The sequence below is a fragment of the Peribacillus sp. TH14 genome (assembly GCF_016651145.1).
GTDB lineage: Bacteria > Bacillota > Bacilli > Bacillales > DSM-1321 > Peribacillus > Peribacillus butanolivorans.
The window spans coordinates 4,128,956-4,144,828 of record NZ_JAEKEK010000001.1; the positions used below are offsets into that span (position 1 = coordinate 4,128,956).

General features: G+C 37.9%; 16 protein-coding genes and 1 other RNA gene. 15 read left to right on the forward strand and 2 right to left on the reverse strand.

What is annotated here, in order from left to right; translation table 11 throughout:
* Window positions 1-61 precede the first annotated feature (61 nt).
* The gene (locus JFU50_RS20150; RefSeq protein WP_053346742.1) at window positions 62-337 is read left to right on the forward strand and encodes a hypothetical protein; all 276 of its coding nucleotides are present in this window, start codon (window positions 62-64) and stop codon (window positions 335-337) included.
* 69 nt (window positions 338-406) lie between these two features.
* Window positions 407-775 carry a YppE family protein gene (locus JFU50_RS20155; RefSeq protein ID WP_162878644.1) on the forward strand — a complete coding sequence of 123 codons (369 nt, stop codon included), beginning with the start codon at window positions 407-409 and terminating at the stop codon, window positions 773-775.
* A 109-nt stretch (window positions 776-884) separates the two neighbouring features.
* Here the strand turns inward: JFU50_RS20155 and JFU50_RS30835 are convergent, their stop codons facing one another.
* Window positions 885-1,235 carry a hypothetical protein gene (locus JFU50_RS30835; RefSeq protein WP_242489062.1) on the reverse strand — a complete coding sequence of 117 codons (351 nt, stop codon included), beginning with the start codon at window positions 1,233-1,235 and terminating at the stop codon, window positions 885-887.
* On the opposite strand from JFU50_RS30835, the gene JFU50_RS30840 reads away from it, so the two are divergent.
* Entirely contained in the window at window positions 1,226-1,558 is a 333-nt protein-coding gene (locus JFU50_RS30840) for a YppG family protein (RefSeq protein ID WP_242489063.1), read from the forward strand. The genes JFU50_RS30835 and JFU50_RS30840 overlap by 10 nt on opposite strands.
* Window positions 1,559-1,635: 77 nt before the next feature.
* Here the strand turns inward: JFU50_RS30840 and JFU50_RS20165 are convergent, their stop codons facing one another.
* Window positions 1,636-2,100: an Hsp20/alpha crystallin family protein gene (locus JFU50_RS20165; RefSeq protein ID WP_098176855.1), complete on the reverse strand. Its 465-nt coding sequence runs from the start codon at window positions 2,098-2,100 to the stop codon at window positions 1,636-1,638.
* A 138-nt stretch (window positions 2,101-2,238) separates the two neighbouring features.
* On the opposite strand from JFU50_RS20165, the gene JFU50_RS20170 reads away from it, so the two are divergent.
* The 12 genes from JFU50_RS20170 to JFU50_RS20225 all read left to right on the forward strand — a co-directional run bounded on the left by JFU50_RS20170 (window position 2,239) and on the right by JFU50_RS20225 (window position 15,835).
* Window positions 2,239-3,003, forward strand: a complete 765-nt coding sequence (locus JFU50_RS20170) for an alpha/beta fold hydrolase (RefSeq protein ID WP_201223802.1) — start codon at window positions 2,239-2,241, stop codon at window positions 3,001-3,003.
* A 123-nt stretch (window positions 3,004-3,126) separates the two neighbouring features.
* Window positions 3,127-5,427 carry a DEAD/DEAH box helicase gene (locus JFU50_RS20175; RefSeq protein ID WP_201223804.1) on the forward strand — a complete coding sequence of 767 codons (2,301 nt, stop codon included), beginning with the start codon at window positions 3,127-3,129 and terminating at the stop codon, window positions 5,425-5,427.
* A gap of 51 nt (window positions 5,428-5,478) precedes the next feature.
* Window positions 5,479-6,708: a ribonuclease H-like domain-containing protein gene (locus tag JFU50_RS20180; protein ID WP_242489064.1), complete on the forward strand. Its 1,230-nt coding sequence runs from the start codon at window positions 5,479-5,481 to the stop codon at window positions 6,706-6,708.
* A 469-nt stretch (window positions 6,709-7,177) separates the two neighbouring features.
* Window positions 7,178-7,651: a CotD family spore coat protein gene (locus JFU50_RS30845; RefSeq protein ID WP_242485397.1), complete on the forward strand. Its 474-nt coding sequence runs from the start codon at window positions 7,178-7,180 to the stop codon at window positions 7,649-7,651.
* Between the two features lie 68 nt (window positions 7,652-7,719).
* A complete protein-coding gene (locus JFU50_RS20190; protein WP_201185606.1) occupies window positions 7,720-8,271 on the forward strand; it encodes a DUF1273 domain-containing protein in 552 nt (183 codons plus the stop codon).
* A gap of 205 nt (window positions 8,272-8,476) precedes the next feature.
* Entirely contained in the window at window positions 8,477-8,788 is a 312-nt protein-coding gene (gene gpsB / locus JFU50_RS20195) for a cell division regulator GpsB (RefSeq protein ID WP_053346734.1), read from the forward strand.
* Between the two features lie 72 nt (window positions 8,789-8,860).
* An RNA gene (gene rnpB / locus JFU50_RS20200) (RNase P RNA component class B) lies at window positions 8,861-9,251 on the forward strand.
* Between the two features lie 875 nt (window positions 9,252-10,126).
* Window positions 10,127-10,486 (forward strand): EAL domain-containing protein, encoded by a 360-nt coding sequence (locus tag JFU50_RS20205; RefSeq protein WP_274608356.1) that lies wholly within the window; start codon window positions 10,127-10,129, stop codon window positions 10,484-10,486.
* Between the two features lie 12 nt (window positions 10,487-10,498).
* The gene (locus tag JFU50_RS20210; RefSeq protein ID WP_056524964.1) at window positions 10,499-11,647 is read left to right on the forward strand and encodes a THUMP domain-containing class I SAM-dependent RNA methyltransferase; all 1,149 of its coding nucleotides are present in this window, start codon (window positions 10,499-10,501) and stop codon (window positions 11,645-11,647) included.
* A 193-nt stretch (window positions 11,648-11,840) separates the two neighbouring features.
* Window positions 11,841-12,041, forward strand: a complete 201-nt coding sequence (locus JFU50_RS20215; RefSeq protein WP_034307871.1) for a cold-shock protein — start codon at window positions 11,841-11,843, stop codon at window positions 12,039-12,041.
* A gap of 233 nt (window positions 12,042-12,274) precedes the next feature.
* Window positions 12,275-14,191 carry an ATP-dependent DNA helicase gene (locus JFU50_RS20220; protein ID WP_446728146.1) on the forward strand — a complete coding sequence of 639 codons (1,917 nt, stop codon included), beginning with the start codon at window positions 12,275-12,277 and terminating at the stop codon, window positions 14,189-14,191.
* 129 nt (window positions 14,192-14,320) lie between these two features.
* A complete protein-coding gene (locus tag JFU50_RS20225) occupies window positions 14,321-15,835 on the forward strand; it encodes a carboxypeptidase M32 (protein ID WP_201223811.1) in 1,515 nt (504 codons plus the stop codon).
* Window positions 15,836-15,873 lie beyond the last annotated feature (38 nt).

Sequence of the window (15,873 nt, forward strand, 5' to 3'; positions counted from 1 at the left end):
ACGTTGAAGGGCTTTCTAATAAAAAAAAGAATAGTACAGGTAATGAATGGGAGGGGTCAGCATGGTCAATAATAGTGTCGCAACAGAGGAAATACTAAGGATGATAGCTGAGATCAGTACCAGTCTGGACTGTTTGGAAAATTCATATGGAGAAACTGTTAATACAGTAAGGTGTAAACTATGGGCAGAGCAGTATACATTAGTAAATGAAGCCCAGGAGGCCATTGAGAAAGCAGAAGATTATTGGATTAATACTGAAAAAGAAAACCATTCCTATTCCATTACACTAGATAAATCCAAAAGGACGCACAAGATTTTAGCTGAAGTGCAGTTTTAAGCCAACAGGATTTCATTTTATAAGGAACTAGATTATACTATTGGAAACAAATGTGCGGAGGAATTTATTGTGCAAAAAGAAAATCTTCAAAGATTAACTGAACAATTATTGAATTATGCGGTTAAAGCAGATGATATATATGAAAATGTACGTAGGGAAGGAAAAGAAAAGGATTTCTTTTCTGAGGTTAAGCCGTTTGCAGATCAAGTCAGAACCATTTGTATGGAATGGGAAAGCGGAATGAAGGAGTGGATGAAAGAAACGGAGTTTAAACATCTTTTCCCCGAGCAAATTGAACAAACAGCACATAACCTTTCCGATGTAGCCGTTCAGGCATTTTTTCCAAAAACCAGTTACAAGCGATTTAAAAGTCATGTCCAATCGGTTGTGTTTATTCTTAATAATGTTAAATCAGAAATCGATCGGATATTATCATAAAAACACCTACACTATATTTCCTCTTTTTTCATATATTATTGGAACCATGCCATGAATAATGAGGAGGGCTCATTGAAAATGATGAGATCCGGTTATAACCAAGTCTCCCCTAGTCAAGAACATTATCCTCAATCAATATCAGAATACTGGGGAGGATACCAGCGACCAATGCCGTATCCTCAGCCCAGTAATCAAGAACCATATATGTATCCTTATCCTCCCCAGGAAAAAGGGGGCTATATGCCGACAAATCATGACCCATATCAACAGGCGGCCTATCATCCGTTTCAACAAATGCAACAACAGGTGATGCCTGTGGGAGCGTTTCCAGGCAACAGTGTAATGCAGCCAATGCAGCAGTCGATGCAGCCAATGCAGCCAATGCAGTCGATGCAGCCAATGCAGCAGTCGATGCAGCCAATGCAGCAGCCAATGCAGTCGATGCAGCCAATGCAGCCAATGCAACTGCAGCCCTATCAGCAGCCCTATCAGCAGCAACATCAGCAGCAACATCAGCCTCAAGCTTTTAGTCCGTTTGATAACCCGCTCCAGCCGGCTAAACGTCCCCCACATAATCAGCAGCAGGCTCACAATCCATATCCAAAGCAGCAATTCATGCAAAAACAGCAGCCATCGGGTATCAAGTCGGTTATGAATCAATTCAAAACACAAGATGGATCCATGGATATAACGAAAATGATGAACACAGCTGGACAAATGATGAATACAGTCTCTCAAGTTTCTTCAATGGTCAAAGGAGTAGGGGGCTTCTTCAAAGTTTAGATGTTGAATAAAGTAAAAGCAGACTTACAAGTGACCCAGCCACTTAATTAAGTCTGCTTTTTAATTGCTTAAAAAGATTAATCATTGATTTCAATTCGATTTCCCTTAACCTTGGGTAAATGTAGAGTGAGAATGCCATCGCGATGTCTTGCTGTTACTTTTCTTTCATTAATTGGTTTTGGAAAGGAAATGGTTCTAGATAATCGGCTTGCTGACAGATCTTTCTGAAACATTCCTTGAGTTTTATGTTGCGTAGCAAGGCTATCTACATGATTTGCCGAGATGGTTACCGCCTGGGTCAACAAATCAATGGAAATTTGGCTGCGTGCAATTCCGGGCAAGCTAGCAGTGAGGATATATTCGGAATTCGTCTCATGAAGGTCGACCGGAAAGCTTCGTTCTTTTGCTGAACTAAAGAAATCATCAAGTGATTGCAGCATGCCTTTGGGTCTCTCGGAAAACAATCGATCCATCTTGTGAATAAAATGGGTAAAAGGCTCATTTCTGCCCTTGTGGTTATTATTTTTTTCAGAGGAGGTCATCACGGTGCTCCTTTCTAAAAATTCCTTTGCATATAGGCTATGTAGAGACTTAATATGTGTGAATCAAAGAAGGGTTTAGATATAGGGAGGAAGGGAATAACGTTACTAAATGATTATTTTTAGAAAAGAGGGATAGAGATGAATAAAAGGAACAAGCTTTCTTACATAGATAGCGGGGAAGGTAAAAAAACGTTGCTATTTATCCATGGATTTTGCGGAAGTCATGGGTATTGGCAGGACATCATTAGTGGTTTAAAAGATAAATATCGAGTTATTGCCATTGATTTACCAGGTCATGGTGCAAGTGAGCCACTAGGGACATCTTTCACGATTGAAGAGATGGCAGTGAATATTGCTGCATTCTTAGATGAACAGCAAATCAATCAGGTTTACATGTTCGGTCATTCGCTCGGAGGTTATATCACATTGTCATTTGCTGAGCAGTTTGCTGAAAAATTGAGTGGTTTCTCCCTCATTCATTCCACCGCATTGCCTGACGATGAGGCTGGGAAGGAAGGGCGGTTAAAATCTGTTGAAAAAATTGAAATTGACGGGATCCCTGCCTTTATTGACGGACTTGTACCGAAGCTTTTTGCTAAATCTGATGATCCTAACATTGAAAATGCAAAAGAAATAGGTTATAAAACAAGTGAAAGTGGAGCAATCGGTTCTTTGCATGCTATGAGGAAAAGAAGAGACCGAAATCATGTACTGAAAGATACAAAGCTACCTGTCCTTTTGGTTGCAGGTGAACAAGATAAGGTTATTCCTGCTAAAAAAACCTTTACTGTAAAAGGGGATCATATTAAAGAAGTTATACTCAAAGGAAGCGGGCATATGGGGATGTTGGAAGCCCCAGGCAAACTTGCCGAAGAAATTATACGTTTTGTCGAAGGAAAATAAGTGAAGAAATAACAAGTAGGAACACGGAATTTTACCGTTTCCTGCTTTTTTTTTGTAAAAGGAAATAGTTTCCCTTTTGTACAGAACGTTCATTCGGTAGAATAGGAGTATGAGGTGGGTTATATGAAACTGCGAAAAAATTTACAAGAAGTTATCACTGGTTTAAAAACAAATGAGGAATTTAAAAATAATATTGTTCACTGGCAAGTTATTGACGCGAAAGAGGCAAAAATCGTCTCTTTCCCAGATCAAATAGATGATAAAATCAAGCAGGCTCTTAATAAACGAGGGATAAATGGGTTGTATACCCATCAGGCGACTGCTTTTGAGACTGCTGTGAGTGGTAAAAGCCTTGTGGCTGTCACACCGACAGCTTCTGGTAAAACGTTATGCTATAATTTGCCAGTTCTTCAAAAAGTACTTGAAGATGAAAAAACAAGAGCACTTTATATTTTTCCGACAAAAGCATTAAGTTATGATCAAAAAAGTGAATTGAACGAAATGATTAATGAGATGGAAGCTGATATAAATAGTTATACGTACGATGGAGACACACCATCCAATATAAGGCAAAAAATACGTCAGGCAGGGCATATTGTGATTACCAACCCTGATATGCTCCATTCGGGAATCCTGCCGCATCACACGAAATGGGTTTCTTTATTTGAGAATTTAAAGTATGTGATCATCGATGAACTTCATATATACCGAGGCGTTTTTGGAAGTCATACGGCAAACGTCATTAGAAGACTAAAACGAATCTGCCAGTTTTATGGAAGTGATCCTGTATTCATCTGTACATCTGCGACAATCAATAATCCAAAAGAGTTGGCTGAGGAACTTACGGAAAAAGAGATGGTTCTGGTCAATAACAATGGAGCACCGAGCGGAAAAAAACATTTTGTGTTTTATAATCCGCCAGTAATTAATAAACCGCTTAATATTCGAAGAAGTGCGGTGTTGGAAGTCAGGAAACTCGCAAATGAGTTTTTGAAAAATAAGATTCAAACAATTGTTTTCGCTCGAAGCAGGGTCCGTGTGGAGATTTTACTAACCTATTTACAGGAACTAGTGTCCAAACAGTTGGGTCCAAAATCGATCCGAGGTTATCGTGGAGGTTATTTGCCAACACAGCGTAGAGAAATTGAAAAGGGGCTGCGGGATGGTTCAATTTATGGTGTGATCTCTACGAATGCTCTTGAGTTAGGGGTTGATATCGGTCAGCTTCAGGTTTGCATCATGACTGGCTACCCTGGATCAATATCGAGCGCCTGGCAGCAGGCAGGACGTGCAGGTAGAAGGCATGGAGAAGCTTTAATCATCATGGTCGGCAGCTCTAGTGCTCTTGATCAGTATATCGTGAAGCATCCTGACTATTTCTTTACGAGAAATCCGGAAACCGCAAGAATTAATCCAGATAATCTCGTAATCTTGGTTGATCATATCAAATGTGCAGCATATGAGCTTCCTTTTAAAAAAGGAGATGCCTTTGGCAAAGCGGAGATTATGGACGTTCTTGAATTTCTGACAGAAGAAAGAGTTTTACACCAAAATGGCGATAAATGGCATTGGATGAATGACGCATTTCCGGCGAGCAATATCAGTCTTCGTTCTGCAGCACAGGAAAATGTCGTCATCGTCGATCAAACGAATGCCCCAGACAATAGGGTTATCGGAGAAATGGATACGTTCAGTGCGATGACCCTTCTTCACGATGAAGCAATTTATTTGCATCAAGGAATACAATTCCAAGTGGAAGAATTAGATTGGGAAGAAAAGAAAGCGTATGTACGTGAAGTCAATGTGGACTATTACACCGATGCTAACCTTGCTGTTCAGTTATCTGTATTGGAAGTGGATAAACAGCAAACATTCTCTTCAACTACAGCAGCTTTTGGAGATGTCTCTATCCGGGCGATGCCTACGATATTCAAAAAAATTAAATTTGAGACTCATGAAAATATTGGATCAGGGCCAATCAGCCTCCCGGAAGTGGAACTTCATACGAGCTCTGCCATGCTTTCCATGGAACCTGATATTTTTGAATGGGATGAAAATCGAATCGAGCAAGGAATGATAGGTGCCTCACACGCGCTGAATTACATGATTCCGCTTTATGTAATGTGTGATCCCCATGATATACATGTGTATCCACAAGTTAAAGCAGCACATAATGAAAAACCTACCATTTTTATTTATGACAGTTATCCAGGTGGAATAGGACTAAGTGATAAAGTGTTTGAAAATGCTGCGGTTATTTTGTTGGAAACAAAATCAATGATCGAAAATTGTTCTTGTGAAAACGGCTGTCCTTCCTGTATCGGAACGGAATCTGCTTCGAAGACAGCCAAAAGTGATGCAAAGCGGTTATTGGATCTGTTTTGTAAGGGAAACCATGCATCAAATGCAGGGGTATGTGAATAGAGGTGCAGTATTTTGTCATTAAAAAATAAATTGAATCGTATGAAAACACATATGAACTTAGAACCAGTGAACAATCCTTCTCCTATAGAGGAAGATAGCACGTCAGTAAATACAGATATTCCTTTTCATGATAAGTGGCTGGAGAACGATACCGTTTCCTTTCATTTCGATGATGACTATTGTTTCATCCGTGAAGTCCGCTATCCCCTTAATCATAAGCATGGGTTGTATTCATTTTCTGAGTTGAAAAAGATTGTGAAAGAATGGAATCAAACTTCATTAGTGCATCCCCTTTCCGCTAAAGGTGTAAAAAGCGAAGAACTCTTTTTCTTCGATACCGAAACAACAGGGCTTGGCGGTGGTGCCGGAAATACAATTTTTTTACTAGGTTATGCCTATTTAGAAGGTGAAGAAGTGGTCGTTAAACAGCATATCTTGCCACAGCCTGGTAGTGAAATACCGCTTTACCAAAGCTTTCTGGAAAACATCAATTATGAAACCCTTGTCACATATAATGGTAAGTCATTTGATTGGCCGCAGTTAAAAACCAGACATACCTTGATAAAGGAACATGTTCCAAAACTGCCTGAATTCGGACATTTTGATTTGTATCATGCTTCAAGACGCCTTTGGAAAAACAAATTAGAACGTGTAAAATTATCCGTTGTCGAAACAGACATTTTAGGTGTACATAGAGAGGATGATATTCCTGGATATTTGGCGCCGATGATTTACTTTGATTTCGTTGAAAGAAAGAACCCGGAAATTTTGTTTGGAATCATGAAGCATAATGAAGTGGATATTTTATCACTAATCACTCTGTATATTCACTTGTCCCGGAAAATTCTCCAAATAGATGGATATACGGAAGAGTCGATGGAAATTGCACGCTGGCTCGATTATCTAGGAAAAAAAGAGGAATCGGTTGAGACCTATCAAAGAATATTGGAAGTAGGAAGTGAGGAAGATCGGATTATAGCTGGTAATGCTTTAGCCTTTCTGAAAAAGAAGCAAAAGCAATTCAATGAAGCGTTGGAGATTTGGAAGGAAGTTGCTTTAAAAGGGGATGTTCACTTAAGGATACAGGCTCAGATTGAATGTGCAAAATTATTTGAACATCAATTTAAGGACATCGCTTCAGCAATAAATTGTGCTAGAAATGCGCATCAAGAGATGATGAGGACAGAGAATGGCAACCATCTACCAAAAAAAATCTTGGATCTGAAAAAAAGGATTCAAAGACTCGAAAGGAAAAAAGGTTCTAAGGGTAGACTTGTATAATATAGATAGTCTTAAATAGGAATCTACATAGTCAATAAATACGTGATTATGAAATTTAAAAAAATGGTTACAAATATTGTAGCATTCAGTCATTATGTGTAAAATGGTAATGGTTGAGGGTGAAATTCTGAAACATTCATTTCATGCCTTACATCATTTAAATTCAAGGTGAAAGCGGAGCGGAGAAATGTATAAAACGACTTTATTTCTATTTTTTGTTGTCCTTTGTTTAACGATTGTTTTATTTACATCATTAAAAGACAGTTTCTACTCCTTTTTATAAGAAATTCACTCTGCAAGCACTTTTGTAGGGCTATCACATATAACGATGTGTACTTTTAGGTTGTCGCATAGAGTTTTATACTTATTACGTATAAATAGGTCTTTTCATCAGTACACGTAGCCCCTTTTTTTCATAGTCTATAATGGTAAGACCAAAATTATTATGACGAAAGGGGACGTAATATAAATGAATTTTCGTAATTGTGGAGGACATAAATCCAATGTTATGGGAACATCCAATGTAATGGGTGCATCGAATGTAATGGGAGCATCAAATGTAATGGGTGCTTCAACTGGAAAAAAACCTTCCCATGTAATGGGAGCTTATACTAGTCCGATGGCTGGCGGTTATCCGATGGCTGGCGGTTATCCGACTGCGGTATCTCCAGCGCAATATGGTCCAACACAAGCACTTCCATCTCAAGTAGCCCCAGCACAAGTATCTCCAACGCAGCAATATGTTAATACAAACGTTTCGAACACAGTGATACCTGTCGTTCACCCATCACATACTACAACCGTTAATAAACATGTAAACACGTATAAACATTACTTTCCGCATACTCAATCTGTAGTGAATGAGTGTTACACTCAAAACTTTATTTGTGGAAGGCCGCATCACCACCATCATTGCTGCCCACCTGGGCATTTCGGATATTAAAATTTAAGGGCTTATTTTAAGCCCTTATCTTCTTACATAATCATGTGAAAAGGGAGATTGGCCAAGTAATGAAGGTTTTGTACATAACTGGCTACAAAGCTTTTGAAATGGGAATATTTAAAAATGATCATGAAGCAGTAAAATATATAAAAAAAGCAATTAAGCAACGTCTTTTACCATTGGTGGAAGAGGGGTTAGAATGGGTAATTATTTCAGGCCAGTTAGGCACAGAACTATGGAGTGCAGAAGTAGTATTCGAGATACAGGAAGAATATACCCAGCTTAAATTAGGGGTACTTACTCCCTTCCTGAAACAGGAAGAGTCATGGAACGAGACGAATCAAGACTATTACCGTTCCATTTTAGCACGTGCTGATTTTATAGAATCCATCTTCAAAAAACCGTATGAAGGACCACAACAGCTGAAAACTAAAAATCGTTATATGGTCCATAAAAGTGATGCCATGCTAATCATTTTTGATCCCGAAAAAGAAGGATCCGCCCAATATCCTTATTACGAAGCAATGAAAAAAGCGGAAACTCAACTATACCCTATTTTACAGATAAGCTTTGATGATCTGCAACTGGCTGCAGAAGAAGACAGTTGGGCCGAAGATTAGCACAGTAAAAATAATTATGGACTAAAAGTTGTTTCAAAAGCATATTCATATTATGATGAAAATTAGATACAGATTTATGGGAGTACATATCGGGCACTAAAAAAAGTATGACGTATAAAAAAAGTGTTTCGTTGACAAACCCAAGTAGATTTGAAAAAATAATAAAAAGTCGATTGTATTGGCGAAAGTATTGAGGTGAAGTCTTATGCTATCCGATAAGATAAAATTAACGGCTAAAGATATTCTTGAAAAAGATTTTAAAACAGCCATAAAGGGTTATAAACCTGAGGATGTGGATCAATTTCTGGATCTAATCATTAAAGATTATGAAGTGTTTCATCAGGAAATTGATGATCTTAAACAAGAAAATCTTAAATTAAAAAAACAGGCCGAAGAGAGTACAAAACGTCCGAGCCAACCTGCACCTGGTGCCACTCCTGGGACCACTAACTTTGATATCCTTAAACGGTTATCCAACTTGGAAAAGCACGTATTTGGAAACAAGCTTTTTGATTAATGTTTTTAAAAGGTAAAATAATTTGTATTGTGTTTTCTTGAATAATGTATTATAATCAATAATGTTATGTTAACGTTTGGGTAATTGCTGCTGCATTTTTTTGCAGTAGAGGAAAGTCCATGCTCGCACGGACTGAGATGTCCGTAGTGTTCGTGCCTGGCGAAAAAATAAGCTTGGGCAGCAGTCTTGGATTGCTGACGGCTGGGAAAATGCCTAAGTCCTTTTGGATATGGCATGAATACCTATAAAAGTGCCACAGTGACGGAGCCTTTACAGAAATGTAAAGGGTGGAACGAGGTAAACCCCACGAGCGAGAAACCCAAATTAATGGTAGGGGCGCTTTCTTCCTTGGAATTGAACGAGGAGAAGGACAGAAGCTATGCTTCTGTAGATAGATGATTACCGCCGAAGTACGAGACGTGAGTCGCTTGCAGTACTGAGGAACAAAACATGGCTTACAGAACGTTACCATATAACACTTAAAGCACAACTCTCCTTTTTAAAAGGAGAGTTTTTGTTTGTGAAAAAATTATCCATTTTAAATTTCCCTCAATATCTTAACACTATAGGTGCAAAATACCTTATCATAGAAGTGAAAATGACTTTGTAAAAGTATTCGAAGATTATGTGAGTGACATAAATGAACAGGTCAGTATTCTAGAGTTTTTTTAATTTACTAATACTTTTATACAGCAATATGATATGTATAGTGATTCACCAGTGATTATCCATAAAGGGGGAGTTCTTTACCTTATAGTTAAGATTCCCCCATTTCCGAAGAGTCGAATCGGGATGTATTACGTTGCTCTATTTTTGGACATTACCAATCGAGAAAAAAGATCAGTTTCAAAAGTGGGTCAGTAAGACGTATTGTTGGGTACGGCAATGTTAACTCTAAATCATGAGTATAATAATAATAACTTTCATAAGGGTATAATCAATACCTTTCTGTGTTAAACTTGGATTTTGACTGCAATTGAAAGAAATGAGTTGCAGGTACATTATCTTCCGCAAGTTCACTTGGAAACAGGAGATGTGATTGGACTGGAATACATATCACCTTGGAGAGTTCATTTCTTTTCCAAAAGAGACAGACCTTGTTAACCTAAATCAGCCAGTTGGTTATAAAATGAACATGTGAGTATGTTAAGTGATTCCATATTTCTGGGTATCCTAATTGCAAGGTTAGCATTAACATTTCTAGTTTGTATTTTAACAGGAATAATGTTAGAAAAAGGTATTGTCCTTATTGAAAATAAGAACATTTCCCCTATTGCGCAAGGAATGAAACTGTTGGATAGCAGAATTATGGCAAATGCAGAGGGTTCTGTTGAATAATTGGTTGTTCTTAAAAAACAGGGGGGCATTTTGTCTATCAATGATCTTGGTACTGGTTATTCTTCCTTAAGTTATATTAAATGGTTTCCGATTGATACAATGAAAATTTATCAAAGTTTTAATGAAAAGTTGGTCAATTATAAAGGTGACTTGCTCATTGTAAAAGCTACCATCACGATGTCGAAGACACTTAATCTGGAAATCATTGCTGAAGTCGTTGAACATAAAAAGCATGTAGACTTTTTGAAAAAGCAAAAGTGTGATATCATTCAAGAGTTTTACTTGTCAAAACCGCTACCTGTTTCTGAATTAAAAAAATTTGGAAAAATGCGGGAACCGATTTTGATTAATGGAAAGTAGGTGCATGAAGAAATGAAACAATTCGATATTATTGCAACATCAGCAATGGGATTGGAATCAATTGTTGCCAAGGAAGTTCGGGATCTTGGTTACGATTGTCAAGTGGAAAACGGGAAAATTATGTACAAAGGGGACCAATCAGCCATTGCTCGCTCTAATTTGTGGCTGCGCAGTGCAGACCGTGTGAAAATTAAAGTCGCTGAATTTAAAGCTTATTCTTTTGATGAGCTGTTTGAAAAAACAAAAGCCTTGAACTGGGAAGATTACTTATCTGCAGACGTTGAGTTCCCTGTAAGTGGTAAATCAGTTAAATCGCAGCTTTACAGTGTCCCTGATTGTCAGGCTATCGTTAAAAAGGCGATTGTTGATAGATTGAAAAGTAAATATAAACAAGTATCTTGGTTTGAAGAAACAGGTCCTTTGTTTAAAATTGAAGTTTCTATCTTAAAAGATGTAGTGACACTTACTATGGACACATCAGGTGCAGGACTTCATAAGCGCGGATATCGCACAGGGCAAGGGGAAGCGCCCCTTAAAGAAACTTTGGCGGCTGCATTGATCATGCTGACTAATTGGAAACCGGATAAACCTTTCATTGACCCATTTTGTGGATCTGGAACTATTCCTATTGAAGCTGCATTGATTGGGCAGAACATCGCTCCTGGTTTTAACCGGGAATTTGTTTCTGAAAGCTGGGCTTGGATGGACAGTAAGGTTTGGGATGAAGCGAGAATTGAAGCTGAAGATTTAGCGAATTATGATCAGTATTTAGACATAACAGGTTGTGATATTGATCATCGCATGGTTGAAATTTCAAAAGCCAATAGTTTTGAAGCAGGACTTGGTGATCTTGTTGAATTCAAACAAATGCAAGTGAGAGATATCTCGACCAGGAAAGAATATGGTGTTATTGTGGGGAACCCACCCTATGGTGAACGTCTAGGGGAGAAAAAAGCTGTTGAACAGATGTATAAAGAAATGGGGCAGGCCTTCAAGAAGCTTGATACTTGGTCAGTGTACATGATTACCTCGAACCCTGACTTTGAACAGTTTTATGGTAAGCCTGCAACTAAAAAAAGGAAGTTGTTCAATGGATTCATCCGAGCGGACCTTTATCAGTATTGGGGAAAACGGCCGCCAAAACAACCGAGAAATGAATAAATAGGTATAATATAATGGAAAATTTAGAATAGTCAGGACATTTTATTCATAATAGGTTCCAGTCTTGCTTATCATTTCCTTTTCTGTTATTCTAATAATGAATTATTTTTGTTCAGATTTAAGGAATACCTTAATATTCAATGAGCAAGGATAGTAATATAATGTGTGGCGAACACACTAGGAGGCAACAAAAATGGAACAAGGTAAAGTAAAATGGTTTAACGCAGAAAAAGGTTTTGGATTCATCGAACGTGAAGGTGGAGACGATGTATTCGTACATTTCTCAGCTATCCAAGGCGAAGGTTTCAAAACACTTGAAGAAGGCCAAGATGTTACATTTGATGTAGAACAAGGTCAACGTGGACCACAAGCATCAAACGTAAACAAAGCTTAATTCAACTAAATAGTACTTACAGACAGGCTCTCATGAAGAGCCTGTCTTTTATTTTACGAGTAGGGAGCCGCTTTGCTTACATACATAGAAGATGCAGTTTATACGGGAAAATTCATTTCTTGTAGAAAGGTAAATAACTTGACTATCAATGTAGAATAAAGGATAATATACTTTTGCCTAGATAAGTTATTTTACGAAATTTTATATACTGATGATAGATAAAAGGGGAGACCATGATGCTTAAAACACTGCCTTTTTCGGTTACAAAGGAAGATTCTTTTTACGATAAGCTTTCAGAATGGATCGGTGATGTTTTTTACGATATTCTTCCCGAAAAAGGATTTGAGCTGCGTGACGAACAAATCTTCATGGCTTTTCAATTAGAAAAAGCCTTTAAAGAAAAGAATGTAAGTTTTGCGGAGGCTGGTGTAGGGACTGGTAAGACATTGGTCTATTTACTATATGCCATTTGTTATGCCCGATATACTAATAAACCGGCAATTATTTCGTGTGCAGACGAAACATTGATTGAACAGCTTGTCAAAGAAGAAGGCGACATTCAAAAAATTAAGAACGCATTAGGTATTGAAGTGGATGTACGTCTTGCCAAATATCATGATCAATATGTATGCCTTAAGAAATTGGAGTATGCAGTGAATCATGAAGATTCAGAGGGAATAGATCAGCTATATGATGAACTTCCCAAGTTTGTCCATGATAACTCATCCATGAATGCTTATACTGCTTATGGGGACCGTAAACAATATCCATATTTGAATGATGAAGACTGGTCAAAAGTAGGCTGGGATCAGCTTCAAAACTGTTTTACGTGTGATAAACGCCATCGTTGTGGACAAACCCTTTCACGAGACCACTACCGAAAATCAAGTGATTTGATCATTTGTTCACATGACTTCTTTATGGAGCATGTTTGGACAAAAGAAAAACGTAAGCGTGAAGGACAGTTACCGTTATTGCCAGAACATAGCTGTGTAGTCTTTGATGAAGGCCATTTATTGGAGTTTTCTGCTCAAAAGGCACTAACGTATAAAGTTGGTGAACAAACTCTTGCTTCGGTTTTAGAATTGCTAACAGCCAACCAGGTGCGTGAAGAAACGCTTTACATCATTGAAGAATTAATTGACATTAATGAAGAGTTCTTCGATTTGCTTGATGAAAAGGCCATTCATGTTAGTGGTTCTAATCGGTATGAAATTCCGATGTCCAAAGAAATTACAAACTTTGCACAAAAGCTTCATAAAAAGGTTGAAGAGTTAGAAGAAAACCTTGTTTTTGAAGCGGAAATGTACACCATTAATGACTATGATTTAAAAGTGACAGAAGAATACTTAGAACAGCTAGGATACTCACTTTCTCTATTTGTGAAGGATGAACAGGCGGTATCATGGTTTGAAGAAAATGAAATGACAAAAACATTGGTCATTATGCCAAGGCTTGTACAAGATATTTTGTCTGAACAAGTTTTTTCTAAAAAAATCCCTTACATTTTTTCTTCGGCAACATTATCTGATAATAAATCGTTCCAATACATTGCAGATAGCTTAGGGATAGATAAGTATGATAGCTTCTCTGTTGAATCGCCTTTTGATTATGATGAAGTCATGAAAATGAATATGCCGGTCTTTGAAAATGGAGACAAATTGGCTAAACTTAATTATACAATGAAGACGATTGAGGAAAATGAAGGTAGAACGCTAGTATTATTCCAATCAAAAGAAGAATTGCAATGGTTCAAGGAAAACAGCCAGAAAACAGCATATCCCTTTTATTTTGAAGGTGAAGCGGAGATTAGCGATCTTGTTAAAAGGTTTCAAGAAGAAGAGCAATCTGTTCTGTTCTCATATCATTTATGGGAAGGGCTCGATGTTCCGGGGGCTTCATTACAAAATGTAGTGATTCACTCACTTCCATTCCCGCCACATGATCCAGTATTCGAGGCAAAACGAAACTCGGTTACTAATGCATTTGAAGAAGTGGATCTTCCATATATGCTTCTTCGCTTGCGTCAGGGAATTGGACGTTTGATCCGTACCAGCAATGACTCGGGGACCGTACAGATTTTGATTGAGAAGGATCTTTCGGAACAGGTGAAAGAGAAAATTATTTCTGTTCTTCCTGTATCGCTTTAATTAAACTATTTTGAGAGTCAAGGGGCAAAGCCAGCCCTTGGCTCTTATTTTATTTTTAAGCTGCTGGTAGTTCTGATATGAAAACTTTTTGTATAATATGGTAAAGTGTAGATGGAAGGGGCAGTGAATATGAAAAAGGGTACTAATGTGATAGAAAAAGAATTTCAAGAATATGTGAAGAAAATTTCAGCCTATAATGAAGCCCTCGCATTAATTAATTGGGATTTACGTACAGGTGCACCCAAAAAGGGAGTAGAGCAGCGTTCTGAAGTTATTGGGGTACTTTCCTCTGAAGTTTTCAATATGATCACAAGTAAAGAGATGGAGTGCTTCATCGACGACCTTACAACAGAGGAAGCTTCTCTTAGTGAAACGACGAATAAAATGGTACAAGAATGTAAAAAAGAGTTTGAAAGGAATAAGAAAATCCCAGCAGACGAATTTAAAGAATTCGTTATTTTACAATCCCGATCTGAAAGCGCTTGGGAAGAGGCAAGGGAAAAGGCGGATTTTTCGTTATTTCAACCTTATCTGGAACAAATTGTTGCCTATACTCGTAAATTCGTTGAATATTGGGGTTATGAGGGTCAGAAATATAATACCCTATTAGATATGTATGAACCAGGTATGACCGTTGACATTCTTGATAAGGTATTTAGTCAACTGCGAGCAAGTATAGTTCCTCTAGTAAAACAAATAGCGGAGAGTAAGCATCAACCTGAAACTGCTTTCCTTTATAAAGAATTCCCGAAAGAACAACAGCATCAACTCAATCTTCGAGTTTTAAAACAGCTTGGATACGATTTCAAGGCTGGAAGGTTGGATGAAACAGTCCACCCTTTTGCGACTGGAATCAACAGAGGTGATGTAAGGGTGACGACCCGCTATGATGAATATGATTTTAGAGGGGCGATTTTTGGTACGATTCATGAATGTGGACATGCTATTTATGAGCAGAATATCGCTGAAGAGTTAACGGGGACACTGCTAGATGATGGGACGTCAATGGGAATCCACGAATCACAATCATTGTTTTTTGAAAATTTTATTGGACGAAACTATAGTTTCTGGAAAAATAAATACCCTCTTTTAAAAGAGTATGCACCAGAACAATTTGCTGATGTGAAACTTGATGACTTTTACCGTGGCATTAACGAATCAAAACCGTCCTTCATCCGTATTGAAGCTGATGAACTGACATATCCTTTACATATTATGATTCGTTATGAACTGGAGAAAGCACTTTTTAATGGAGAGCTTGAAGTGAAGGATTTACCGGAGGTTTGGAATAAAAAATACAAGGAATACTTAGGGATTGTACCTGAAGATGATGCCATGGGCGTTCTACAAGATGTACACTGGTCAGACGGCAGCTTTGGTTACTTCCCATCCTATGCATTAGGGTATATGTATGCGGCCCAAATCAAGCAGGCTATGTTTAAAGATTTGCCTGATTTTGATGATTTGTTGGCATCCGGTGATATTGCTCCAATTAGAACATGGCTTAATGAAAAGATACATAAATACGGAAAAACAAAAAAGCCGCTTGAGATTTTGAAAGAAACAACAGGTGAAGGCTTAAACGTGCAGTATTTAATAGATTATCTTGAAAGTAAGTATAAGGAAGTTTATAAAATTAAATAAAATCTTCAAATAAAAAAACCTTGGCAAATCTGCCAAGG